Here is a 21,843-nt window from a genome sequence, read left to right as displayed (position 1 = left end):
ACCCAAAATTACTTCAAACCCTCGCCCGTGCCGCATCAGGCGCATCGTCTCAACCAGCTGCGCAACTCATTCGCGAACTGCGATCTGAGGTGCCAGGCGAGGTGCTGCCCGATTGTCACGGATTGTCCGGCGGAGTGCAGCGTAATGCGGTCTCGAGGCGTGGCTCCCGGCTCGACCCGCACCCAGCGCGGATTGAATTCGTATTGCGACACTCGGTCTGCCGACACCCGCTCGATGACCAATCGATGTTCGCACAGCCGGATATATTCGTAATCGACCGCGTGCCGTGCGTAAATCACGAAGGCAACCCCGACGACGAGCAGATCAAGCCCCGTAAACGGCAGTACTAGCCACGCACCCCAGTACACGACCGTCAACGCGATCGACAACGACACCAGACACAGCCCTACATAGAAAACGAAAAACTGCTTCGGTGATACCGAGCAGTTCCGCTTGAGCATCCAGTCCTTCAGGACAGGCTCGTTTTCGACCCCTTCGCTGTCGGCGTACATCGTCGGCCTCGCAAGACCCCACCCGCAAACGGACGCATTATAGGCGGGTTCCCCATCAGCGACAAGCAAACGGAATTCGCGCGGGAGGCACGCCGGACGGCGGTTTGCGGGCGATCGCCCAAAGCGGCCCGCAAGATCGCGCGCGTGGCGGCGTCTCGCGAGACGGTGTTCGCCGCGCGCGGATTGTGTCTGCGCCGGATCGATATCGAACGACATCGGCGCGTCACATTTTGCGTCGACGCCCGCCGATTTCGTCGGCGCGCACGATCGCGTGCCCTTCGGCTGTCGCCTTCACCTGCGCCTTCCATGCGTGCCCGTACACAAGCTCGAAACTCAACGCGATCGTCCCGTCGGGTCCGCGCTGACGCTCGAGCGCGGCGCCCAGCGCGGCGCGCCAACGCTTCGAGCCGAGCCCCATCAAGCGTTCCGAAGCCCGATCGCCGAACGGATAGGCGCCCCAGCGCCGCACGTCGGCGAGCAGCTTGTCGGCGCTCGGGTAGGTGACCGTCAGCCGCTCGACATCCATGACCGGGACTTCGAAACCGCTGTTGACAAGCATGTCCCCGAAGTCGTGCATATCGGTGAAATCGATGACGCGCCGGCCTCGATGCGGGACCGTCGCGCCGGCCTCCGATTCGACGGCCGACATCGCCGCGCGCAGCTCCTTGAACGTGTCCGGTCCGAACGTGCTGAACATGAGCAGGCCGCCCGTCTTGAGCACGCGATTCCATTCGGGGAACACATCGTGCGGACGCGGATGCCAGTGCAACGCAAGATTGGACCAGACGAGATCGAATACGCCCGGCGCAAACGGCAGCGCGCCGAAATCGGCCTGCGCGAGCGGCGGCCGGCGCGATGCGAAACGCTCGCGCAGCGCACCGGGCAACAGCCGCTGCAGCCCGCTTGCGGGCGCGCTCGCGCTGGGGACATGCGAGAGCATGCGCGGCGACGCGTCGATGCCGTACACCGTCGATTGCGTAAAGCGCGTCGCGAGCGACGCGAGATCGTCGCCCTGCCCGCACCCCGCGTCGAGCACGGCGCGCGCGTCGATCTTTATGTAATCGAGACGCTCACGCATCCGCTGCGCGACCTCGCGGTTCAGGAAGGCGACCTCCGCGAAGGACGCCGCCCGGCGATCGAAGATGCGTGTGATTCGACGAATATCGGCATCGGGCCGAACCGAATCGGTATAGGAAGAAGACATCGTGGGTCGTTTTTCGCGGTGGACCGCGCGCAAGACCGGCAGTATACCCGGTCCGGAATTGTGACCTGCCCCGATGAAACGCGCTCTCCACGCGGCCCGCCGAGCCGGATCGTCATTTCTCGGCGCGGCGTGCGCGTCGACCTTGCACACGCTGCTGCCGAGCGCGTGCGCCTTATGCGGGGCCACCTCGCGCGCGTTGCTCTGCGCGGGATGCGCGGCCTGCCTCGCGGATACGCAGACCCGCTGCACGCGCTGCGCGTTGCCGATCGCACGCCGCGCCGACGCGCCGTGTGCGTCATTGGCCGCCGAACCCAATGTGTCCGTCGCGTCCGTCGAATCCGTCGAACGGTACGCGACGACACTCTGCGGTCACTGCATCGCGCGACTGCCGGCCTTTGACGCGACCGTCTGCGTCGCCGACTACGCGGAGCCGGCCGACACGCTCGCGATCGGATTGAAATTCCGCGCGCAGCTCTCGCTCGCGGGCTGTTTCGCGTCGTGCCTCGCCGCACGTATCCGGTCCGCGTGCGCCGCGCCGCCCGATCTGATCGTCGCCGTCCCGCTGTCGGACGCGCGGCTCGCGGCGCGCGGGTACAACCAGGCCTGGGAGATCGCGCGACGGCTCGCGCGCGCGATCGATCGCCCCGCCATCGCGCGCGGACTCGCCCGAACGCGCGACACACCCGCACAATCCGGGTTGCGAGGCGTCGATCGGTGGCGCAATATGCGGCGCGCGTTCGTCGCGCACCGTCCCGAGCGCATGCGCGGCGCGCATATCGGTCTCGTCGACGACGTGATGACCTCGGGCGCGACGCTCGACGCCGCAGCCCGCGCCCTTAAACGCGCAGGCGCGGCGCGCGTGACCGCACTCGTCGTGCTGCGCACGCCAACCCCTGATTCCGATGGGCCCTGACCATGTTCAACGTCGTACTCGTACACCCTGAAATTCCGCCGAACACGGGCAATGTGATCCGGCTATGCGCGAATACCGGCGCGCGACTGCATCTGATCGAGCCGCTCGGCTTCCCGCTCGACGATGCGAAGATGCGCCGCGCGGGACTCGATTATCACGAGTACGCGGAAATGACCGTCCATGCGGATTGGGATGCGTTCATCGCGCGCGAGCAGCCGGATCCGGCGCGCATGTTCGCCTTCACGACGCGCGGGTCGAGCCCGTTTCACGGCCATGCGTTCGGGCCCGGCGACTGGTTCGTCTTCGGTTCGGAGACGCGCGGACTGCCCGCGGATGTGCTTGAACGGTTCGAGACGGCGCAGCGCGTACGGCTCGCGATGCGCCCTGGCAACCGGAGTCTGAACTTGTCGAACACGGTCGCGGTCGTCGTCTACGAAGCGTGGAGACAACAGGGATTCGAAGGCGGCGCGTGAACAAGAAGCGGCGCGTGCATCACGCGCCGCGCGCCAACCACGCAGACCACGCAAACAGAAGGCGGCACACGAACGCGCCGCCGACTTGATGCCCCGTCCGACGCCCCCGTCGCGCGCCGCGACCACCCAGCGCTTCGCGGCGCAACGGCGATCAGCTCGCCGCGGCCCCTTCGGCGCGCGCATCGCGACGCAGCAGCGCATCGACGGCTTCCGCGGGCGGGAGTCCATCGAACAGGACGGCGCAGACCGTTTCGGTGATCGGCATCTCGACATGATGCGCACGCGCCACCGCCGCGACACCCTGCGCGCAGCGCACGCCTTCGGCGACATGGCCAAGGCTGCCGAGGATATCGGCCAGCGTACGGCCCTTCGCGAGTTCGAGGCCGACCGTCCGATTGCGCGACAGGTCGCCCGTCGCGGTCAGGATCAGATCGCCGATGCCCGTGAGACCCATGAAAGTCTCGGCATGGCCGCCGATCGCGACGCCCAGGCGCGTCATTTCGGCGAGTCCGCGCGTCACGAGCGCGGCGCGCGCGTTGAGCCCGAGCTGCAGCCCGTCGGAGATCCCCGTCGCGATCGCGAGCACGTTCTTGACCGCACCGCCGACTTCGACGCCGACGACGTCGTCGCCCGTGTAGATGCGCATCGCGCCCGCGTGAAACGCCTCGACCGTGCGCGCGCGACAGACTTCGGACGCGCTCGCGATCGTCAACGCGACGGGCAGATGCGCGGCCACCTCGCGCGCGAAACTCGGTCCCGACAACGCGCCGCAGCTCGGATGCGCGCCGAGCACCGCATGCACGACCTGATGCGGCATCAACGAGGTCGCCTGCTCGAAGCCCTTGCACAGCCAGATCAGATTGGACGGCACGCCGACCTCGTCGCGCATCGTCTCGCACGTCGTGCGCAGCCCCGCAACGGGCGTCGCGACGACGACGAGCGCATCGTCGCCGCTCGCGTGACGAATCGCGGTCGCGAGATCGGGCTCATAGCGCAGCTCATCGGGAAGCGCGGCGCTCGGCAGGTACGCGGTATTGCGGCGATCGCGCGCGAGCGCCTCGACGAGCGCCGCATCGCGCGCCCAGAGCACCGTATCGTGGCGTTCGCCGAGATGCGCGGCGAGCGCCGTCCCCCAGGCGCCCGCGCCGAGTACTGCGACTTTCATGCGCGAGCCGCTCAGTGCTTGCTTTGCGATGCGTCGGCGATGACGCTCGATGCGTCGCCGCCGTTCGCCGCGCCTTGCTGCGCCTGGAACTGTGCGAGACGCTGCTCGTAGAGCGCCTGGAAGTTGATTTCGGCCAGATGGATCGGCGGGAAGCCCGCGCGCGTCACGGTATCGGCGATGTTCGCGCGGAGGTACGGGAACAGGATCGTCGGGCACGCGATGCCGAGCAGCGGATCGAGCTGTTCGTTCGGAATGTTGCGGATGTCGAAGATGCCGCCTTGCTTCGCTTCGACGAGGAACGCGACCTTGTCCTTGACCTTCGCCGTGATCGTGCCCGTCACGATGCTCTCGAACACGCCGTCGGCGAGCTTTTCAGCCTTGACGTCGACTTCGACTTCGACCGACGGCATCTCCGTCTCGAGGAAAATCGCCGGCGAATTCGGTTGTTCGAGCGACAGGTCCTTCAGGTAGATGCGCTGGATATTGAAGAACGGCTGGTTATTCTGGTCTGCCATGAAAATTCCTTGGTGGAAAAACGATAAGACAATGCCGCGCAACCATGACAAAGCGCCTGGCGGTGTCGCAAAACCCCGCTAGGCGCCCTCGGATTGTTCAACTTGAGCGCCTGACGCCGGTCGCCGCATGCGCGGCGGACGGCATCCGCGCCGCAATCAGGCAGATTCGAGCAGCGGCACGAGCCCTCCGCGGCGATCGAGCGCCGAGAGGTCGTCGAAGCCGCCGACATGCTGCTGACCGATGAAGACTTGCGGGACGGTGCGTCGACCGGTCCGCGTCATCATTTCTTCGCGCCTGCCCGGCTCCCGGTCGATCAGGATCTTCTCGATATGCTCGACGCCGCGCGCGCGAAGCAAACGCTCGGCCATCTGGCAATACGGGCAGACGGTCGTGCTGTACATCACGACCTTGTTCTCGACTTGCGCTTCATTCGCGCTGCTGCTCATGGTGCGGGCTCCTTATTTGACCACCGGCATGCCGGCAGTTTGCCACGCCTCGATTCCCCCCTGCAGCGTGTAGACTTCCGCGTAGCCGGCCTCGGTCAGCACCTGCTCGGCCTTGCGCGCGCGCTGGCCCGTCTGACACACGAGCAGCACGGGTGCGCTCTTGTTCTTCGAGACTTGCGCGGCCTTTTCCGACAGCGTTTCGAAAGGCACGCTGCGCGCCTGCGGCAGATGGCCCTTGCTGAATTCGTCGGTCGAGCGCAGATCGACGACGACGGCGTTGCGACGGTTGATCATCTGCGTCGCGTCGGCGGCCGACACGCCGTGGCCGCGCCGCATGATCGTCGGCCACGCGAGCATCACACCCGAGACGACCGCGATCGCGATCAGCGCAATATTCAGGTAATTCGAAAAGAAGCTCACAAAAGTCCGTTCGGTAAGGTGGCGAGCCGGCATTATAAAATATCTGCTTGACGCCACGGCTCACAGACTTCGATCATTTAGGGTCAGCCCGTGATCATCGCCGATCGACGCACGCCGAGCCTTCGCGTCCCATCATGCGAGCCCCCGTCGAAGCGCGCGACCGCGTCGGTACCCGGTCCCGCGTGGGCTCGCCGCAGGATCCCGTTCAACCCCCGCATCACCATCGGAAAGCACATCCCATGTACAAACTGGTCCTGATCCGCCACGGCGAATCGACGTGGAACAAGGAAAACCGCTTTACTGGCTGGGTCGACGTCGACCTGACCGAGAAGGGCGCCGACGAAGCGCGCCAGGCTGGGCGCCTGCTCAAGGACGCGGGCTATCGCTTCGACATCGCGTACACGTCGGTGCTCAAGCGCGCGATCCGCACGCTCTGGCACGTGCAGGACGAAATGGACCAGATGTACATCCCGGTCGTCCATTCGTGGCGTCTCAACGAGCGCAGCTACGGTGCGCTCGCGGGTCTGAACAAGGCCGAGACGGCCGCGAAGTACGGTGACGAGCAAGTGCTGGTCTGGCGCCGCAGCTACGACACGCCGCCGCCCGCGCTGACGGCCGACGACGAGCGCGCGCCGTACAACGATCCGCGCTACGCGAAGGTGCCGCGCGCCGAGCTGCCGCTGACCGAGTGCCTGAAGGACACGGTCGCGCGCGTGCTGCCGATCTGGAACGAATCGATCGGACCGGCCATCAAGAGCGGGAAGAGCATCGTGATCGCCGCGCACGGCAATTCGCTTCGCGCGCTGATCAAGTACCTCGACAATATCTCCGACGATGACATCGTCGCGCTCAACATCCCGAACGGCGTGCCGCTCGTCTACGAACTCGACGCCGAGCTCAAGCCGATCAAGCACTACTACCTCGGTGACGCCGACGCGATCGCGAAGGCACAAGCCGCCGTCGCCAATCAGGGCAAGGCGGCCTGATCGCGGTCACGGACCGCGGACGCCGGGCGCGAGGTGTCGTCCGGCGTTTTAAAGCACCCGCGTGATTCGCCTGCGGCTGCGATGCGCGCGGGACGCGCCTACATGGCCGACGGGCCCCGAATGCCTGCGCCGCACCGACCTCGCGGCCAACCCCTCGCTACACGCCGTCTCGCTTCCGACATCACCATTCGTTGCATGCCCCCGTCGGTCTCGACCGTTTCAAACCGGTCGCAGCCGTGCACGGGCACGGAACAACACGACACGTGTAAACCCGGAGTCGCATCGCGCAAACCCGCGCCAGTCTTGCATCTGCCCGCCGTGCGGCGCGCCCGCCGTCTCGAATCGAGAACCTTGTCGCATGGGCCGCGTCGAAGACAACGATCGACAAGGGGTGGCACGACATGTGCGATTCGCCACGGAAATCCTTGTCGCGTCGGGTCATTGCAAGGCTTGCCGTCGGCAACGCTGTGTTGATCTTAGTTATACTGCCCCATCGGCGACACCGCCGGCCGCCTTACCTTTCGATCTCTACGATGCGCAAATACGTGAAACACCTGGCCTTGATCACGGCCGGCCTCATGACCGGTGTGCTGGCCACCCACCAATTCTCCGCAGTCGCCGCCACCCAACCCGACAACGCCCCGTCCCCGCTGCCGCTCGAACAGTTGCGACTGCTCGCGGAAGTCTTCGGACAGATCAAGCACGATTATGTCGAGCCGGTCGACGACAAGAAGCTGCTGACCGCGGCGATCAAGGGCATGGTGTCGAGCCTCGATCCGCACTCGTCGTATCTCGACAAGAAAGACTACGAAGACCTGCAGGAGCAGACCCGCGGCCGATTCGCGGGTCTCGGGATCGAAATCGGCCAGGAAGACGGCCTGATCAAGGTGATTTCGCCGATCGAAGACACGCCGGCGTTCCGCGCCGGGATTCGTCCGGGCGACCTGATCACGCGGATCAACGACAAGCCCGTGCGCGGCATGACGCTCGACCAGTCCGTCAAGCAGATGCGCGGCGAGCCCGGCACGAAGGTCACGCTGACGATTTATCGCAAGAGCGAAGAGCGCACGTTCCCGGTCACGGTCACGCGCGCGGAGATCCGCATCCAGAGCGTCAAGGCCAAGATCGTCGAGCCCGGTTACGCATGGGTGCGCATCACGAGCTTCCAGGAACGCACGGTGCCCGACCTCGAGGCCAAGCTCGAGGACCTCGTGCGTCAGGACCCGCATCTCAAGGGTCTCGTGCTCGATCTGCGCAATAACGGCGGCGGTCTGCTCCAAAGCGGCGTCGGCGTCGCCGGCGTGTTCCTGCCGAACGATTCGGTCGTCGTGTCGACCAACGGCCAGATTCCGGACTCGAAGCAGGTCTACCGCGATACGTATTCGGACTACCGTCTGCCTTCGTTCGACACCGATCCGCTCGCGAACGAGCCCTCGATCTTCAAGACGATCCCGATGGTCGTGCTGACGAGCCCGTACACGGCATCGGCATCGGAAATCGTCGCCGGCGCGCTGAAGGACGATCACCGTGCGATCACGATGGGCAAGACGACATTCGGCAAGGGTTCGGTCCAGACCGTGCGCCCGTTGACGGCCGATACGGCGCTGCGCCTGACGACCGCGTACTACTACACGCCGTCGGGCCGCTCGATTCAGAACAAGGGCATCCGCCCCGACGTACCGGTCGATCAGTACTCGGACGGCGATCCCGACGACGCGCTCGTCACGCGCGAAGTCGATTACTCGAACCACCTCGCGAATACGCAAGACCAGAACGAGAAGGCCGAGCAGGAGAAGCGCGAGCAGGAACGCATGGACGCGCTGCGCGAACTCGAAGAGAAGAACGACAAGCTGACGCCTGCCGAACGCGAGAAGCAGCGCAACCGGACACCGGTCGAATTCGGCACCAAGGACGATTTCATGCTCCAGCAGGCGCTGAACCAGTTGCAAGGCAAGCCGGTCGTGCGTTCGAAGTCGCCGTTCGAGCGCGTGTTCGCCGAAGACGACAGCAGCACGAAACCCAGCGCGACGCCTGCGGGCGCCTCGTCGGCTCCGCCGGCCGCCCCCGCGTCGTCGGCTTCGGCGCCGCTGCCGGTGTCGGCACCGACGGGCCAACTGACCCACTAAGCCGTCGAAGACAGCGACACGGACGTAGAATGCGAGCGGCCGGTGCATGATGCACCGGCCGCTTTTTTATCGGGCGCCGTTATCGGGTGCCGATATCGGGCGCAAAAAACCAAGCCCGTGAGCATAAGCACCGACGTATCAAGCGCCGATGTATCGAGCACCTAAGTGGCGGGCACCCAAGCGGGCCGCCTGTACGAGATGAACGACGATCAACTGCTTCGCTATTCCCGCCATATCCTGCTCGATGAAGTCGGCATCGAAGCGCAGCAGCGCTTTCTCGACGCGCATGCGCTGATTGTCGGCGCGGGCGGATTGGGTTCGCCCGTCGCGATGTATCTCGCGGCCGCGGGCGTCGGACGTCTGACGCTCGTCGACGAAGACACGGTCGATCTGACGAATCTCCAGCGGCAGATCGCGCACACGACGCAGACGATCGGAGAGCGCAAGGTCGACTCGGCGCGCGCGACGCTTGCGCGCCTGAATCCGCAGACCCAGGTCGCGACCGTCGCACAACGGGCGGATGCCGCGTTGCTGGATACGCTGGTGCCGACCGCGACGGTCGTGCTCGATTGCACCGATAACTTCGTCACGCGGCACGCCATCAATCGCGCGTGCGTCGCGCATCGCGTGCCGCTCGTATCGGGTTCGGCATTGCGTTTCGACGGGCAGCTCGCGACGTTCGATGCGCGCGACGCCGGCTCGCCCTGCTACGCCTGCATCTTCCCGCCCGACGACGCGTTCGAAGAGGTCGCGTGCTCGACGATGGGCGTGCTCGCGCCCGTCGTCGGCATCATCGGATCGATGCAGGCCACCGAGGCGTTGAAAGTCATCGGCGCATTCGGCACGCCGCTCGTCGGCCGTCTGCTGATGTTCGACGCGCTCTCGATGCGCTGGGACAGCTTCGCCGCTCCGCGCCAGACGACATGCCCCGTATGCGGCAAACCGTGAGCCGCGCGTTCATCGCACCGCGATCTGTCACATCGACAGATACGATTCGATACTGAGCGCCCGTCAGCAGCGCTCAAGCCGTCGCAACGCGGCCTGCAGCTCGTTCGGCTCGTAGGCGGCGAGCACGTCCTGGACATGCCGCTCGACAGTCGGGATATGCGCGCGCAGCACCTCTTGCTTGACCTCGAGCAACTGACTCGGGTGCATCGAGAACTCGGTGAGGCCCATGCCGAGCAAGAGACGCGTCAATGCCGGATCGCCGGCCATTTCGCCGCAGACGGACACGGGCACGCCCGCGCGCTTCGCTTCGCGCAAGGTATGCGAGATCAGGTGGAGCACGGCCGGATGCAGCGGATCGTATAGATGCGCGACGGCGTTATCCGCGCGATCGATCGCGAGCGTGTACTGAATCAGGTCGTTCGTGCCGATCGACAGGAAGTCGAGCCGGTTCAGGAACATCGGCAGCGCGATCGCGGCGGCGGGAATCTCGATCATCGCGCCGACCTTGATATTGCGGTCATACGCGTGCCCGGCCTCGTCGCATTGACGCTTGGCTTCGGCGATCAAGTCGAGCGTCTGATCGATCTCGCGCGCATGCGCGAGCATCGGAATCAGAATCTTGATCGGCCCAAGCGACGACGCGCGCAGAATCGCGCGTAACTGCGTCAGAAACATTTGCGGCTCGGACAAGCTGTAGCGGATCGCGCGCAGGCCGAGCGCCGGGTTCGGCGCGACCTCATAGCCGTCGCGCGATTCATCGCGATAGTCGAGCGGCTTGTCGGCACCGACGTCGATCGTGCGGATCGTGACCGGATGTCCGCCCATGCCGTCGACCGCGCGACGATACGCATCGAACTGCTCATCCTCGCCGGGCATATGGTTGCCGAGATTCATGAACAGGAATTCCGTGCGGAACAGCCCCACGCCGACCGCGCCCGCCGCGACGGCCGCGGCGGCGTCCTCGGGCAGTTCGATATTGGCGCACAGCGCGATGGCCGTGCCGTCCACCGTTTGCGCGGGCGCGAACTTGAGCCGCTGGAGCTTGCGCTGCTCGAGTGCCTTTTCGCTTTGGCGGTACGAATATTCTTCGAGCACGATCGGCGCCGGATCGACGATCACGATGCCGCGATCGCCGTCGACGATGATCAGATCGTTCTGCCGGATCAGCGCACTCGCCTGCTGCACGCCGACCGCGGCCGGAATGCCGAGACTGCGCGCGACGATCGCCGTATGCGACGTGCGGCCGCCGAGGTCGGTCACGAACGCGCGAAACGTCTGCGATTTGAACTGGAGCATGTCGGCAGGCGCGATGTCATGCGCGACGACGATCATCTCTTCGTCCGCACAGGCAGCCCCGAGTTCGCCCGCGACGACCGGCGCGCCCGCGAGTGCCTTGAGCACGCGCTCGACGACCTGCTCGATGTCGGCCTTGCGCTCGCGCAGGTATTCGTCTTCGACGTCGTCGAACACGCGACCGAGCAGTTGAAGCTGTTCGGTCAGCGCCCATTCGGCGTTATAGCGGCGCGTACGGATCAGTTCGACGCTCGCCTCGGCGAGCATCGCGTCGCGCAGGATCAGCGTGTGGACGTTGAGGAACGCGCCCATTTCGCTGGGCGCATCGGGCGGCAGATCGGCGCGCAGCGTGTCGAGTTCGTGCTGGACGACGTCTTGCGCCGCGCAGAAGCGGCGGACTTCGGCCTCGACCTGATTCGGCTCGACGAGATAATGATCGACGTCGAGCGCAGCCGGCGCGATGAGGTAGGCCCGTCCGATCGCAATGCCGCGGGAAACCGGAATACCGTGCAGCGTAAACGACACGCGCGCCTCCGTGATGGGTTGTTGTATGGCGCCCGCGGTGTGCGATGGCGCAGACATGCGGATCGTCCGCTGTCGCAGCGCGTCATTCATCGCTCTCCGCGTTCAGATGCAGAGGTAGACCGCTCGATGCATTATAAGGTTCGGTCCGCGTCGGACGCAGCCTATGCCGGTGCGTTGCAAGGCCTTACGTCGGCCTTATTCGGACTGATGTCGGCCATATATCGGACTTCCGTCGGTCTTATGCCGCTCGCGCGATCGGACTTGTGACCCGCCTCGCGATCGTCACATATGCGCTCGACGCGATCACGCGCGCACAAGGCGAGCACATGACGGCATCGATACCGACCGCATCGTCCGGCACATCACGCGCCGTTCCCGCATTCGATCATTGCCCTTCGCCGAACTTGTCCGCGATCAGGGCAAGCAACGCTTCCATCGCCTCGGCCTCGTCGGCGCCGTCGGTCTCGATCTCGACCTTCGAGCCGATCCCCGCCGCGAGCATCATGACGCCCATGATGCTCTTCGCGTTGATGCGGCGACCGTTTCGCGTCATCCAGACTTCCGACTGGAAACGCCCGGCCAGTTGTGTGAGCTTGGCCGAAGCCCGTGCGTGCAAACCCAGTTTATTAACAATCGTCGTTTCTTGTTGCAGCATGGTGCTCGGTTTCGGTTGCGGGTTCGCAGGGAGACAGAATCGAAGTCAGCGGCGAGGCCACCGATGGTGGAATCACGCCCTGAATGCCTTTCGCGCCGCCTGAAAGCGCTTTGTCAACAAGCGTGTCGAGCGGAGTGGAACGGTAACAGACCGCGCGCACGAGCATCGGCAGATTGACGCCGGCCAGCACGCGCACCTCGGGTAGCGCCGCGAGCCGCGCCGCGATATTCGCGGGCGTCGCGCCGTAGAGGTCGGTCAGCACGAGCACCCCGTTTTCTTCCCTGAGCCGCTCGACTTCAGCACTCGCGTGGCTCAGTTGCTCGACGGGATCACAGCTCGGGGTGACATCGATACATCCGATGCGTGCGGGCAAACCGCCGTAGATATGCGCGATGCAGTCGCGAAGCGCACTCGCAAACGGCGTGTGCGCGATGATCAGTATGCCTGCCATGATTGCTCGGAATTCCGGACTCCGTCCATTGGCCCCGATTGTACCCGCGTACCCGCGCTCGCGCGTCGAGGCGCGAATCAGACCGTCTCGCGCACCGACCGGCCGACGGCGGCCTCGAGCGCGTCGATCAGCATTCCGGCAACGTCGAATCCGGTCTGATCCATGATCTCGCGGAAGCACGTCGGACTCGTGACATTGACCTCGGTCAGCCAGTCGCCGATCGAATCGAGGCCGACGAGCAGCAGACCGCGCGCCGCGAGCACGGGCGCGAGCGTTTCGGCGATCTCGAGATCGCGCGCGGACAGCGGCTGCGCGACGCCGATCCCGCCGGCCGCAAGATTGCCGCGCACCTCGGTGCCCTGCGGAATGCGCGCGAGCGCAAACGGCACCGGCTTGCCGCCGATCAGCAGGATGCGCTTGTCGCCCGCCTTGATCTCCGGAATGAAGCGTTGCGCCATGATCGTGCGCGCGCCGTTGTCCGACAGCGTTTCGATGATCGACCCCAGATTCAGCGCATCGTCCTTGACGCGAAAAATCCCCATGCCGCCCATGCCGTCGAGCGGCTTCAGGATCACGTCGCGGTGCTCGGCATGAAACGCGCGGATCCGGTCCGCGTCGCGCGTGACGAGTGTCGGCGCGACGAACTGCGCGAATTCGCCGATCGCGAGCTTCTCGGAGTGATCGCGAATCGCCTGAGGCCGATTGAAGATCCGCGCGCCCGCGCGCTCCGCGAGTTCGAGCAGCCAGGTCGACGTCACGTATTCCATGTCGAACGGCGGATCCTTGCGCATGAGCACGGCGTCGAACCGTGTCAGCGGTTCGACGACGGCCGGCTCGGCGCGATACCAGACATGCGGCTCGTGATTGCGGTGATCGCCGATGAGCTCGATCGCTTGCGTGCGCGCCTCGACGATACCCCGCGAATAAGCGAGATCGGACGGCTCGCACGCATGGATGCGGTACCCGCGCCGGGCCGCCTCGGCCATCATCGCGTACGTGCTGTCCTTGTAGATCTTGAAGTGATCGAGCGGGTCCGCGATAAAGAGAATATTCATGTCGGCCTGTGAGTCGCCAGAGCTGGGTTCGTTGGGAACGCGTACGCGCGTCAGACCTGGATCGCTTCGGGATCGGTCTTTTCGAGTTCGATCGAGGCCGCCAGCAACGCGAGCCGCGCGACCACGCCGTACAGATAGAACCGGTTCGGCGGCGCCGCACCCGGTTTCGCGTGCACGTCGGGCAGCGCCGCGTGTTCGAACGGCAACGGCACGAACTTCATGCCGGGCGCGTTCAGATTGTCTTCGTTCGTGCGCGCGCCATGGACGCGATAGAAGCCGCCGACGACATACCGGTCGATCATGTAGACGACGGGCTCGGCCACGGCGTCCTCGACATGTTCGAACGTCTGCACGCCTTCCTGGACGATCACGTTGCGAATCTCGACACCGTCCTTGCCGACCGCCATGCGGCTGCGTTCGCGCCGGTTGAGTCCGGCCACCTCGGACGCGTCGCGCACGATCGTGACGCCCATGCCGTACGTCCCCGAATCGGACTTGATCACGACGTAAGGCGCATCCTCGATACCGTATTCACGATACTTGCGCGCGATCTTCCGCAGGACCGCGTCGACCGATTCGGCGAGTTGCGCCTCGCCTTCGCGCGTCTCGAAATAGACGCCGCTCACGCTCGCGTGATACGGATTGATCATCCACGGATCGATGTCGAGCATCTTCGAGAAACGCTTGGCGACGTCGTCGTAACAATTGAAGTGGTTCGACTTGCGCCGCGTGCTCCAGCCCGCGTGCAGAGGCGGCAGCAGGTACTGCTCGTGAAGGTCTTCGAGCACCTGCGGCGTGCCGAGCGACAGATCGTTGTTGAGCAGGATCGAACACGGATCGAAGTTCTTGAGTCCGAGCCGGCGCTGCGAGCGCTCGAGCGGTTCGATGACGATCTTCTGGCCGTCGGCCGCGGTCAGCGACAGCGGTTCGCGGAGTTCGTCGTCGAGCGCGCCGAACCGGACGTTGAGGCCCGCCTGACGCATGATCGCCGCAAGCCGCACCATGTTTTCGAGGTAAAACGACTGCCGTCCCGCGCCCGCATGGCGCTCGGGGATCACGAGCAGATTCTTCGCGTCGGGGCAGATCTTCTCGATCGCGGCCATCGCGGCTTGCACGGCGAGCGGCATGACGTCGGGCGCCAGATGATTGAAGCCCGACGGAAACAGATTCGTATCGACCGGCGCGAGCTTGAACCCCGCGTTGCGCAGATCGACCCCGCAGTAGAACGGCGGCGTGTGCTCCATCCACTCGAGGCGCAGCCAGCGCTCGATGGCCGGCGTCGCCTCCAGAACGCGCTGTTCAAGGTCGAGCAGCGGACCATCGAGCGCGGTGACGAGGTGCGGAACCATGGAATTCTCTGTACGGGGGAACGACGATTGTAGGGTATCTGCCTCCCGCATCTGGGGATGACCGGTCGGAATACAAGTCCTTTGCACGGAAATGGGGATTTGAGGCCAGTTTTCCGTGAACGCATCAATCGATGCGCGAGGGTCGCGCCGGACGCGCCCTTGCTTGTCGTGCGGGCGTCACGCCGGCCATCACGAAAGCGCAATCGCCGGTACGGCGGGACGCAGAGAGCGGTTCGCGAAACAGGCCGGAGCGCGCGCGGCTGATTTCGCGGTTTCGCGGGACGGGCGCCCGCAGCCGACGGCCGCATGCGCCAGGCGAGTCCGGCACGCAAAAAAACAGGCAAAAAAAGACCCGCCGGGAGGCGGGTCCGAATACCGCGTTGCTACCTCGATAAAACCCTGTTGCGTGCAACGGGCGCGCGCCGCGCGCCCGAGCCTTGCGTCTTACTCGACATGCTCGCCGTGGAGCACGACGTCCAGGCCTTCGCGTTCTTCTTCTTCCGTCACGCGCAGACCGATGACGACGTCGATGATCTTGAGCAGGATGTAGCTCACGACGCCGCTGTAGACCAGCGTGGTCAGCACGCCCTTGGCTTGCAGGATGACGCTGCCGTCCGCGCCGCCGATGTCCTTGACCGCGAAGACACCCGTGAGCAACGCGCCGAGAATCCCGCCGACGCAGTGCACGCCGAACGCGTCGAGCGAGTCGTCGTAGCCGAGCTTCGACTTGAGCCACGTCGCCGACCAGAAGCAGACCACGCCTGCAGCGATGCCGATCACGAGCGCGCCGATCGTGCCGACGAAGCCCGAAGCCGGCGTCACGGCGACCAGACCCGCGACTGCGCCCGAAGCGATACCGAGCACCGACGGCTTACCCTTGAAGATCCACTCGGCGAACATCCAGGCGAGCGCAGCGGCTGCCGTCGCGACTTGCGTCGTGAGCATCGCGAAACCGGCACGGCCATCTGCCGCCACTGCCGAACCCGCGTTGAAGCCGAACCAGCCCACCCACAGCATCGCGGCACCGACCAGCGTCAGCACGAGGTTGTGCGGCGCCATGACTTCACGGCCATAACCGACACGCTTGCCGAGCACGAGGCAGGTCACCAGACCCGCGATACCGGCGTTGATGTGAACGACCGTGCCGCCTGCGAAGTCGAGGATGCCAGCGGCTGCGAGCCAGCCGGTCGGTTCCCAGACCATGTGTGCGATCGGCGAGTACACAATGATCGACCAGAGCGTCATGAACACGAGCATGGCCGAGAACTTCATACGATCGGCGAAAGCACCCGTGATCAGGGCCGGCGTGATGATCGCGAACGTCATTTGATAGGTCATGTAGACCGACTCGGGGATCGTCGTCGCGAGGTGGCTCACGGTCAGCGTCGTCGCCTTGTCACCCTTGACGTACGCGAGGCCCGAGAGGAACACGCGCGAGAAGCCGCCGATGAACGCGCCGCCCGGCGTGAACGCGAGGCTGTAGCCGACGACGACCCAGACGATCGTCACGACACAGGTGATCGCGAAGCTTTGCATGAGCGTCGCGAGCACGTTCTTCTTGCGGACCATGCCGCCGTAGAACAGCGCGAGACCGGGGATCGTCATGAACAGCACGAGCGCCGTCGAGGTCAGCATCCAGGCCGTGTCGCCGGAATTGATCTTCGACGAGTCGACCGAGACCGGCGCCGTCGGCGCGGCAGCGGCCGCATCGGATGCGGCAGCGGCTGCGCTGGCGTCGGAGCCTGCTGCGGCGGCCGGAGCCGGCGCGCTGGCATCGGCCGCCGGTGCGCTGGCTGCAGGAGCGCTTGCTGCGGGTGCGGCATCAGCCGACGCCGCCGCCGGTGCGGAGGCATCGTCCGCGAGTGCCGAGCTGACGCCGGCGCCGAGCAGCGAGCCCGCCATGAAAAGGGCCAACAAAAGTTTGCGCATGGTCGAATTCCCCTGTTTCTTAGAGAGCGTCCGCGCCGGTTTCGCCGGTGCGGATGCGAATGACTTGTTCGATCGGCGTGACGAAGATCTTCCCGTCACCGATCTTGCCCGTACGTGCCGCGCGCTCGAGCGCTTCGATCGCCTGCTCGACGATGTCGTCCGAGACGGCGGCTTCGATCTTCACCTTGGGCAGAAAATCGACCACGTATTCCGCGCCGCGATACAGCTCGGTATGGCCCTTCTGACGGCCGAAGCCCTTCACCTCGGTCACCGTGATGCCCGAGACCCCGATGCTCGACAAGGCCTCGCGCGCCTCATCGAGCTTGAAGGGCTTGATGATTGCTGTAATCAATTTCATAGAAAACTCCGTCAAAGAGTGTGCGATACGGATGAATGAGTCTTTACCTCGACGGCTGCCCAACACCCCGCGCCCAGCCGACGCCTTGGCGTCCGGCTCAGGCCCGCTGCGCGACGGTGTTGCACGCTTGCAGGCGTTTATGTCCTCACATGCGGCGCGTTCGGGATCGACCCATCCGTCATGAACCGACTCGCCGCCATGCCGCGGCAGGTAAGAGCAACCTCTATGCCAATTGCGCGAAAAAAAACGGCAAGTTTTGAAAGGGACGCATCAAGCGCCTCATTCGCAAGGGAAAATTCGCCCCTCTGCCAAACGGCTAACGAATGGGTTGAGGGGCCGGAGTGCGTGCCGCTTCGTGCTACAGTTGTTTGCACGAGCCTCGGAGATACGCTCCGATGCTTCGAACACGGGCATCGATGCACCAGCGTAGCGCTCGCGCGGGCGCACCGCGAACGAATCGGGGGCGTGCGCACGACACCTGTGCGAAACGCCTCGAAGCGATGCATGCAAGGAGAATTCAAATGAAACCGAATGAAGCATTTCAAGACATCCAGAACAAGATTGGCGAACTGTTCCGGAACTCGCCGGCGAAAGATGTCGAACGCAACGTGAAGGCGATGCTCACCCAAGGCTTTGCTCGGCTGGACCTCGTGACGCGCGAGGAATTCGACGTCCAGGCACAAGTGCTCGCGCGCACGCGCGCACGGCTCGAAGAACTCGAACGTCGCGTCGCGACGCTCGAACAACGGATCTCGGCGCCCGAAACGCCCTGATATCGCGACGGATGCGTGCGCCGCTGCGCGGCGCGCGTGCGCGTCCGAAGCGCGGCCGATCCCGATCCCGATCTCGTGGCCTTGGCCTTGGCCTTGGCCGTGACTGCAGCAATCTGATTCCCCTTCTACGCGCGCCGCGTCGACGCTGCGCGCGTCTCTTGCAACGGCCGCGCGCCGCTGCCTAAACCGCAATCGAACCCATTGCGCGAGGCGCGTCGCGATCCTCGGCGCGTTCACGCACTTCGTATCGGAATACCTCATGTCTCCATCCGTCGCGGTCGTCCGTAGCCGCGCGCTGACGGCTGCGCGCGCGATCGAGGTCACAGTCGAAGTGCATCTCGCGAACGGCTTGCCGTGCTTCGCGATCGTCGGACTCGCCGCGACGGAGGTCCGCGAAAGCCGTGACCGCGTGCGCGCGGCGATCCAGAATTCGCGATTCGAATTCCCGACGCGCCGGATCACCGTGAACCTCGCGCCGGCCGATCTTCCGAAGTCCGCCGGACACTTCGATCTACCGATCGCGCTCGGCATCCTGATCGCGAGCGGACAGTTGCCGCCGGACTGCGCGCGCGACGCCGAGTTCGCGGCCGAGCTTTCGCTGACGGGCGAATTGCGTTCGATGCACGGTGCGTTTGCGATCGCATGCGGAATCGCACAAGACAAGACGCGCCCTACGCCCAAGCTTTTCGTCCCCGCCGCGAATGCGCGCGAGGCGGCGTTGGTCGAAGGCGTCGGCGTATACGGCGCGCCCGACCTCGCGGCGCTCTGCGCGCACCTTGCGCAACACCCCGAGCAGAGCCTCATGCAGGCGACCCCGCTGAAGCCGATGCCGATCGGCGCCGATCCTTCGCTCGATCGATCGAACGAACACCTCGCACAGACTGAGGTCATCGCCGATATGTCCGATGTGATCGGGCAGATGAGCGCGCGGCGCGCGCTCGAGGTCGCGGCGGCGGGTGCGCACCATATGCTGATGGTCGGTCCGCCGGGTTCCGGCAAATCGATGCTGGCGGCCCGCTTGCCCGGGATACTTCCGCCGATGACCGACGACGAGGCGCTCGCTTCGGCGGCATTGCTCAGCGCGAGCCGGCACGGATTCCATCCGTCGAACTGGCGATGCCGGCCGTTTCGCGCGCCGCATCATTCGGCCACTGCGGCATCGCTGGTCGGCGGCGGCAACCCGCCGCAGCCGGGGGAGATTTCGCTCGCGCACCACGGCGTCCTGTTTCTCGACGAATGGCCCGAATTCGAGCGGCGCGCGCTCGAGATGCTCCGGGAACCGCTTGAAACCGGCCATGTGACGATCAGCCGCGCGGCGCGTCACGCGGACTATCCGGCGTCCTGTCAGCTCATCGCGGCGATGAATCCGTGCCCGTGCGGATGGCTCGGCGACGCAAGCGGGCGCTGCCGCTGCGGGAGCGAAGCGATCGATCGCTATCAGCGCCGGCTGTCCGGGCCATTGCTCGATCGGATCGATGTCGTGGTCCACGTGCCCGCGCTGGTGCCCGCGGAGCTCACGGGGCGGCATGCGGCGACGCCCGAGTCGAGCCGCGCGATCCGCGAGCGCGTGACAGCCGCGCATCGCAGGCAGATCGAACGCCAGGGGGTCCCGAATCGCATGCTGAGCGCGCGGCAAATTCGCGATGTCTGCCGGCTCGATACGGCATCCGAACATCTGCTCGAGCGCGCGGCGTCACGCCGCGCATGGTCGGCGCGCGCGCATTTCCGGACCTTGCGCGTCGCGCGCACGATCGCCGACCTGTCGGGCGAGGTGCAACCGACGGTCGATCATCTGGCCGAAGCGATTCAGTACCGACGATCGATCCGGAGCGAGTAAATCCTTACCGCGCTTCTCAAGGGCTTGACTTATGCACAATCTATGGGCCCATGCACCGAGTCTCGGGCCGAATCGGTGCCCATTTGACACGTATCGCTCAAGTCACTGATTTTTAACAAAAGCCCTTCGCTGCGCAGTTTCGAGGCAATGTGACTGAAAGGCTGATGCGGCGCGGGTTCCGGGTCGATTGGAGCGCTTACCCACACACTTATCCACAGGATCTGTGGATACCGAATTTTTGGCTGGAGAATCGAGGGCTTAGCGCGCTAAGCTCAAGTTATGCGTGCAAATTGCGACGCGCCGGACGAATCGATTCAGGGCAGCGAGGCGTCCAGATACTGGGTTGCGCCTCGATCTGGACCCCACGCTCACTCGTAAACGCGCAGCGAATCGAGGAACTGTGCGACCTGATCGGCCGGAACCGGTTTGTCGGAGATCACGATGGCCTGAATGACGCGCCGGTCGTGTGCGACGAACCGCGCTTCGACGGTCCGGTGCTCCGAGCGCCCCGCGACCTTGCCGCGCCCCGATAGGGCCTCCCCGTCCGCATAGCGGCCATTCTCGGTCAGCGGCACCTGGATCCGGCTCGGTGCATCGTCGATGCCGACATTGCGCGCGATGCCGGACTCCAGCGCGTCGAGCACCGCGCGCTGAAGCGCGGGGTCGTTGCTCGGCAGCTCGACCGACCCGACGGCGAACATCGCATCGCCCGCGCGCGCGGCTTGCATCCGCATCTTGAGCGTATGGCCCGCAATCGGCAGCACGCGCTCGTCGAGCGCCGGCTTGGCCGGATACATGACCGAAAACCGGCCGTCGTCATTCGTCAGGGTCCGCCATTCGTACTTCGGCGAACACGCGGCGAGGACGGGCACCAGCGCGGCGAGCGCGAGACGGCGGCGAACAGCGGAGGAAAACAGGGCGCGAAGGGACAGCACGGGTCGTTTGAGTCGGATTGAGTCGAAGACTGAAAAGAAGGACGCGAGAAAAGCGGCCCGGCGCATCGAGCGCTCGGGTCGCCTATTATCCGTCATCGCCGACAAGGCGGCCCGCTAGGAGCACGCTAGGAGCACGCTAGGAGCCCGCTAGGCAGCCGACGCGCTCCGCGGCTCCGACACCCGCCTCGCACGCATCGCCGACGCAAGCTCGACACCCGGCGTTCTCCTCGACGCGCGCCCTGCACGAACGCCGATCGCGGATAGCGCTACAATAGCGGCCAAATTCCGTTTCTGATCAGGGTTCCGCCATGACCCGTACCGCTTCTTCCAAAACGCCGATCGCGGGTATCGCGATTGCCGTCGTCGCGATCGTCGTCGCCGTCGCCGGCTGGTTCGCGTTCAATTCGTCCAAACACGTGCCTCAGGCCTCGTTCACGCTGCTGTCGGGCGAGCGCGTGACGACCGATCAACTCAAGGGCAAGGTCTATCTGATCAACTTCTGGGCGACCGACTGCACGACGTGCATCCAGGAAATGCCGAAGATGGTCCAGACCTACAACCAGTTCAAAGGCGAAGGTCTCGAGTACATTGCGGTCGCGATGAACTACGATCCGCCGAGCTACGTGGTGAACTACGCGAAAACGCGCAGCCTGCCGTTCATGGTCGCGATGGATGACGGCTCGGCCGCCAAGCAGTTCGGGAACGTTCAACTGACGCCGACGACCTTCGTCATCGGCAAGGACGGCAAAATCCTCAAGCGCTATGTCGGCGAACCCGAATACGGCGAACTCGACAAGCTGCTCGCCGACGCGCTCTCGAAGCAAGCCTGACACCCTGACGCCGGTAGGATCCCCGCCTCGACACACGGATCCGATGCGCCCACGTTGATCCCGCGCGCGCGCCCAAAAGAAAACGCCCGACCGGCTCAGCCGTCGGGCGTTTTGCATGGCGGTTCGCGTTCGATGCGGCGTCCA

General features: G+C 65.1%; 22 protein-coding genes. 8 read left to right on the top strand and 14 right to left on the bottom strand.

Annotation, left to right across the window (positions count from 1 at the left end; all coding sequences use genetic code 11):
• Window positions 1-35: 35 nt before the first annotated feature.
• Both D7S86_RS02370 and D7S86_RS02365 read right to left on the bottom strand, forming a co-directional pair.
• The gene (locus D7S86_RS02370; protein ID WP_121082954.1) at window positions 36-512 is read right to left on the bottom strand and encodes a DUF2244 domain-containing protein; all 477 of its coding nucleotides are present in this window, start codon (window positions 510-512) and stop codon (window positions 36-38) included.
• Between the two features lie 223 nt (window positions 513-735).
• Window positions 736-1,716 (bottom strand): methyltransferase domain-containing protein, encoded by a 981-nt coding sequence (locus D7S86_RS02365; RefSeq protein ID WP_121082950.1) that lies wholly within the window; start codon window positions 1,714-1,716, stop codon window positions 736-738.
• A gap of 73 nt (window positions 1,717-1,789) precedes the next feature.
• On the opposite strand from D7S86_RS02365, the gene D7S86_RS02360 reads away from it, so the two are divergent.
• Both D7S86_RS02360 and trmL read left to right on the top strand, forming a co-directional pair.
• Complete coding sequence (locus D7S86_RS02360) at window positions 1,790-2,629, top strand: ComF family protein (protein WP_121082947.1); 840 nt, start codon at window positions 1,790-1,792, stop codon at window positions 2,627-2,629.
• A gap of 2 nt (window positions 2,630-2,631) precedes the next feature.
• Complete coding sequence (trmL, locus tag D7S86_RS02355; protein ID WP_121082944.1) at window positions 2,632-3,102, top strand: tRNA (uridine(34)/cytosine(34)/5-carboxymethylaminomethyluridine(34)-2'-O)-methyltransferase TrmL; 471 nt, start codon at window positions 2,632-2,634, stop codon at window positions 3,100-3,102.
• A gap of 151 nt (window positions 3,103-3,253) precedes the next feature.
• Here the strand turns inward: trmL and D7S86_RS02350 are convergent, their stop codons facing one another.
• The 4 genes from D7S86_RS02350 to D7S86_RS02335 all read right to left on the bottom strand — a co-directional run bounded on the left by D7S86_RS02350 (window position 3,254) and on the right by D7S86_RS02335 (window position 5,649).
• Window positions 3,254-4,267 (bottom strand): NAD(P)H-dependent glycerol-3-phosphate dehydrogenase, encoded by a 1,014-nt coding sequence (locus D7S86_RS02350; RefSeq protein ID WP_121082941.1) that lies wholly within the window; start codon window positions 4,265-4,267, stop codon window positions 3,254-3,256.
• 11 nt (window positions 4,268-4,278) lie between these two features.
• Window positions 4,279-4,782, bottom strand: a complete 504-nt coding sequence (gene secB / locus D7S86_RS02345; RefSeq protein WP_121082939.1) for a protein-export chaperone SecB — start codon at window positions 4,780-4,782, stop codon at window positions 4,279-4,281.
• 156 nt (window positions 4,783-4,938) lie between these two features.
• Complete coding sequence (gene grxC, locus D7S86_RS02340; RefSeq protein ID WP_121082936.1) at window positions 4,939-5,229, bottom strand: glutaredoxin 3; 291 nt, start codon at window positions 5,227-5,229, stop codon at window positions 4,939-4,941.
• Between the two features lie 12 nt (window positions 5,230-5,241).
• Entirely contained in the window at window positions 5,242-5,649 is a 408-nt protein-coding gene (locus D7S86_RS02335) for a rhodanese-like domain-containing protein (RefSeq protein ID WP_121082933.1), read from the bottom strand.
• 239 nt (window positions 5,650-5,888) lie between these two features.
• Between D7S86_RS02335 and gpmA the strand changes: the two genes are divergently transcribed.
• From gpmA to D7S86_RS02320, 3 genes are all read left to right on the top strand, one after another.
• Entirely contained in the window at window positions 5,889-6,635 is a 747-nt protein-coding gene (gene gpmA, locus D7S86_RS02330; protein ID WP_121082930.1) for a 2,3-diphosphoglycerate-dependent phosphoglycerate mutase, read from the top strand.
• 533 nt (window positions 6,636-7,168) lie between these two features.
• Entirely contained in the window at window positions 7,169-8,761 is a 1,593-nt protein-coding gene (locus D7S86_RS02325) for a S41 family peptidase (RefSeq protein WP_121082927.1), read from the top strand.
• A gap of 198 nt (window positions 8,762-8,959) precedes the next feature.
• Window positions 8,960-9,709: a HesA/MoeB/ThiF family protein gene (locus D7S86_RS02320; protein ID WP_121084220.1), complete on the top strand. Its 750-nt coding sequence runs from the start codon at window positions 8,960-8,962 to the stop codon at window positions 9,707-9,709.
• 63 nt (window positions 9,710-9,772) lie between these two features.
• Here the strand turns inward: D7S86_RS02320 and ptsP are convergent, their stop codons facing one another.
• The 7 genes from ptsP to D7S86_RS02285 form a co-directional block, all read right to left on the bottom strand.
• Complete coding sequence (gene ptsP, locus D7S86_RS02315; protein ID WP_121084218.1) at window positions 9,773-11,527, bottom strand: phosphoenolpyruvate--protein phosphotransferase; 1,755 nt, start codon at window positions 11,525-11,527, stop codon at window positions 9,773-9,775.
• A gap of 385 nt (window positions 11,528-11,912) precedes the next feature.
• The gene (locus D7S86_RS02310) at window positions 11,913-12,182 is read right to left on the bottom strand and encodes an HPr family phosphocarrier protein (protein WP_121082924.1); all 270 of its coding nucleotides are present in this window, start codon (window positions 12,180-12,182) and stop codon (window positions 11,913-11,915) included.
• Window positions 12,154-12,633, bottom strand: coding sequence for a PTS sugar transporter subunit IIA (locus D7S86_RS02305; protein WP_121082921.1), 480 nt, complete (start codon window positions 12,631-12,633; stop codon window positions 12,154-12,156). The genes D7S86_RS02310 and D7S86_RS02305 overlap by 29 nt, the downstream gene beginning before the upstream one ends.
• A 77-nt stretch (window positions 12,634-12,710) precedes the next feature.
• Entirely contained in the window at window positions 12,711-13,688 is a 978-nt protein-coding gene (gshB, locus tag D7S86_RS02300) for a glutathione synthase (protein ID WP_121082918.1), read from the bottom strand.
• A gap of 50 nt (window positions 13,689-13,738) precedes the next feature.
• Window positions 13,739-15,037, bottom strand: coding sequence for a glutamate--cysteine ligase (gene gshA / locus D7S86_RS02295; protein WP_121082915.1), 1,299 nt, complete (start codon window positions 15,035-15,037; stop codon window positions 13,739-13,741).
• 444 nt (window positions 15,038-15,481) lie between these two features.
• Complete coding sequence (locus D7S86_RS02290; protein ID WP_121082912.1) at window positions 15,482-16,966, bottom strand: ammonium transporter; 1,485 nt, start codon at window positions 16,964-16,966, stop codon at window positions 15,482-15,484.
• 19 nt (window positions 16,967-16,985) lie between these two features.
• The gene (locus D7S86_RS02285; protein ID WP_121082910.1) at window positions 16,986-17,324 is read right to left on the bottom strand and encodes a P-II family nitrogen regulator; all 339 of its coding nucleotides are present in this window, start codon (window positions 17,322-17,324) and stop codon (window positions 16,986-16,988) included.
• Window positions 17,325-17,845: 521 nt separating this feature from the next.
• Here D7S86_RS02285 and D7S86_RS02280 point away from each other — a divergent pair.
• Together D7S86_RS02280 and D7S86_RS02275 are read left to right on the top strand one after the other, a co-directional pair.
• Window positions 17,846-18,097 carry an accessory factor UbiK family protein gene (locus D7S86_RS02280; protein ID WP_121082907.1) on the top strand — a complete coding sequence of 84 codons (252 nt, stop codon included), beginning with the start codon at window positions 17,846-17,848 and terminating at the stop codon, window positions 18,095-18,097.
• A 259-nt stretch (window positions 18,098-18,356) separates the two neighbouring features.
• Entirely contained in the window at window positions 18,357-19,934 is a 1,578-nt protein-coding gene (locus D7S86_RS02275) for a YifB family Mg chelatase-like AAA ATPase (protein WP_121082904.1), read from the top strand.
• 368 nt (window positions 19,935-20,302) lie between these two features.
• Here the strand turns inward: D7S86_RS02275 and D7S86_RS02270 are convergent, their stop codons facing one another.
• Window positions 20,303-20,869 (bottom strand): hypothetical protein, encoded by a 567-nt coding sequence (locus tag D7S86_RS02270; protein WP_121082901.1) that lies wholly within the window; start codon window positions 20,867-20,869, stop codon window positions 20,303-20,305.
• 308 nt (window positions 20,870-21,177) lie between these two features.
• Here D7S86_RS02270 and D7S86_RS02265 point away from each other — a divergent pair, with 308 nt between their 5' ends.
• Window positions 21,178-21,699 (top strand): TlpA disulfide reductase family protein, encoded by a 522-nt coding sequence (locus D7S86_RS02265; protein ID WP_121082899.1) that lies wholly within the window; start codon window positions 21,178-21,180, stop codon window positions 21,697-21,699.
• Window positions 21,700-21,843: the final 144 nt, after the last annotated feature.

The sequence above is a fragment of the Pararobbsia silviterrae genome (assembly GCF_003628125.1).
GTDB classification, from domain to species: Bacteria; Pseudomonadota; Gammaproteobacteria; order Burkholderiales; family Burkholderiaceae; genus Pararobbsia; species Pararobbsia silviterrae.
Note: the sequence above shows the minus strand (reverse complement) of the source record. Positions and strands in the feature narration are given on the sequence as shown.

Bases quoted from the DNA above. Each gene is read 5' to 3' on its own strand.
- D7S86_RS02360 (WP_121082947.1), top strand. From the start codon at position 1,790: ATGAAACGCGCTCTCCACGCGGCCCGCCGAGCCGGATCGTCATTTCTC.
- gshB (WP_121082918.1), bottom strand. From the start codon at position 13,688: ATGAATATTCTCTTTATCGCGGACCCGCTCGATCACTTCAAGATCTAC.
- D7S86_RS02310 (WP_121082924.1), bottom strand. From the start codon at position 12,182: ATGCTGCAACAAGAAACGACGATTGTTAATAAACTGGGTTTGCACGCA.
- D7S86_RS02285 (WP_121082910.1), bottom strand. From the start codon at position 17,324: ATGAAATTGATTACAGCAATCATCAAGCCCTTCAAGCTCGATGAGGCG.
- D7S86_RS02265 (WP_121082899.1), top strand. From the start codon at position 21,178: ATGACCCGTACCGCTTCTTCCAAAACGCCGATCGCGGGTATCGCGATT.
- D7S86_RS02275 (WP_121082904.1), top strand. From the start codon at position 18,357: ATGTCTCCATCCGTCGCGGTCGTCCGTAGCCGCGCGCTGACGGCTGCG.
- D7S86_RS02280 (WP_121082907.1), top strand. From the start codon at position 17,846: ATGAAACCGAATGAAGCATTTCAAGACATCCAGAACAAGATTGGCGAA.
- gshA (WP_121082915.1), bottom strand. From the start codon at position 15,037: ATGGTTCCGCACCTCGTCACCGCGCTCGATGGTCCGCTGCTCGACCTT.
- D7S86_RS02325 (WP_121082927.1), top strand. From the start codon at position 7,169: ATGCGCAAATACGTGAAACACCTGGCCTTGATCACGGCCGGCCTCATG.
- D7S86_RS02365 (WP_121082950.1), bottom strand. From the start codon at position 1,716: ATGTCTTCTTCCTATACCGATTCGGTTCGGCCCGATGCCGATATTCGT.
- D7S86_RS02350 (WP_121082941.1), bottom strand. From the start codon at position 4,267: ATGAAAGTCGCAGTACTCGGCGCGGGCGCCTGGGGGACGGCGCTCGCC.
- secB (WP_121082939.1), bottom strand. From the start codon at position 4,782: ATGGCAGACCAGAATAACCAGCCGTTCTTCAATATCCAGCGCATCTAC.
- D7S86_RS02290 (WP_121082912.1), bottom strand. From the start codon at position 16,966: ATGCGCAAACTTTTGTTGGCCCTTTTCATGGCGGGCTCGCTGCTCGGC.
- trmL (WP_121082944.1), top strand. From the start codon at position 2,632: ATGTTCAACGTCGTACTCGTACACCCTGAAATTCCGCCGAACACGGGC.
- gpmA (WP_121082930.1), top strand. From the start codon at position 5,889: ATGTACAAACTGGTCCTGATCCGCCACGGCGAATCGACGTGGAACAAG.
- D7S86_RS02320 (WP_121084220.1), top strand. From the start codon at position 8,960: ATGAACGACGATCAACTGCTTCGCTATTCCCGCCATATCCTGCTCGAT.
- grxC (WP_121082936.1), bottom strand. From the start codon at position 5,229: ATGAGCAGCAGCGCGAATGAAGCGCAAGTCGAGAACAAGGTCGTGATG.
- D7S86_RS02370 (WP_121082954.1), bottom strand. From the start codon at position 512: ATGTACGCCGACAGCGAAGGGGTCGAAAACGAGCCTGTCCTGAAGGAC.
- D7S86_RS02305 (WP_121082921.1), bottom strand. From the start codon at position 12,633: ATGGCAGGCATACTGATCATCGCGCACACGCCGTTTGCGAGTGCGCTT.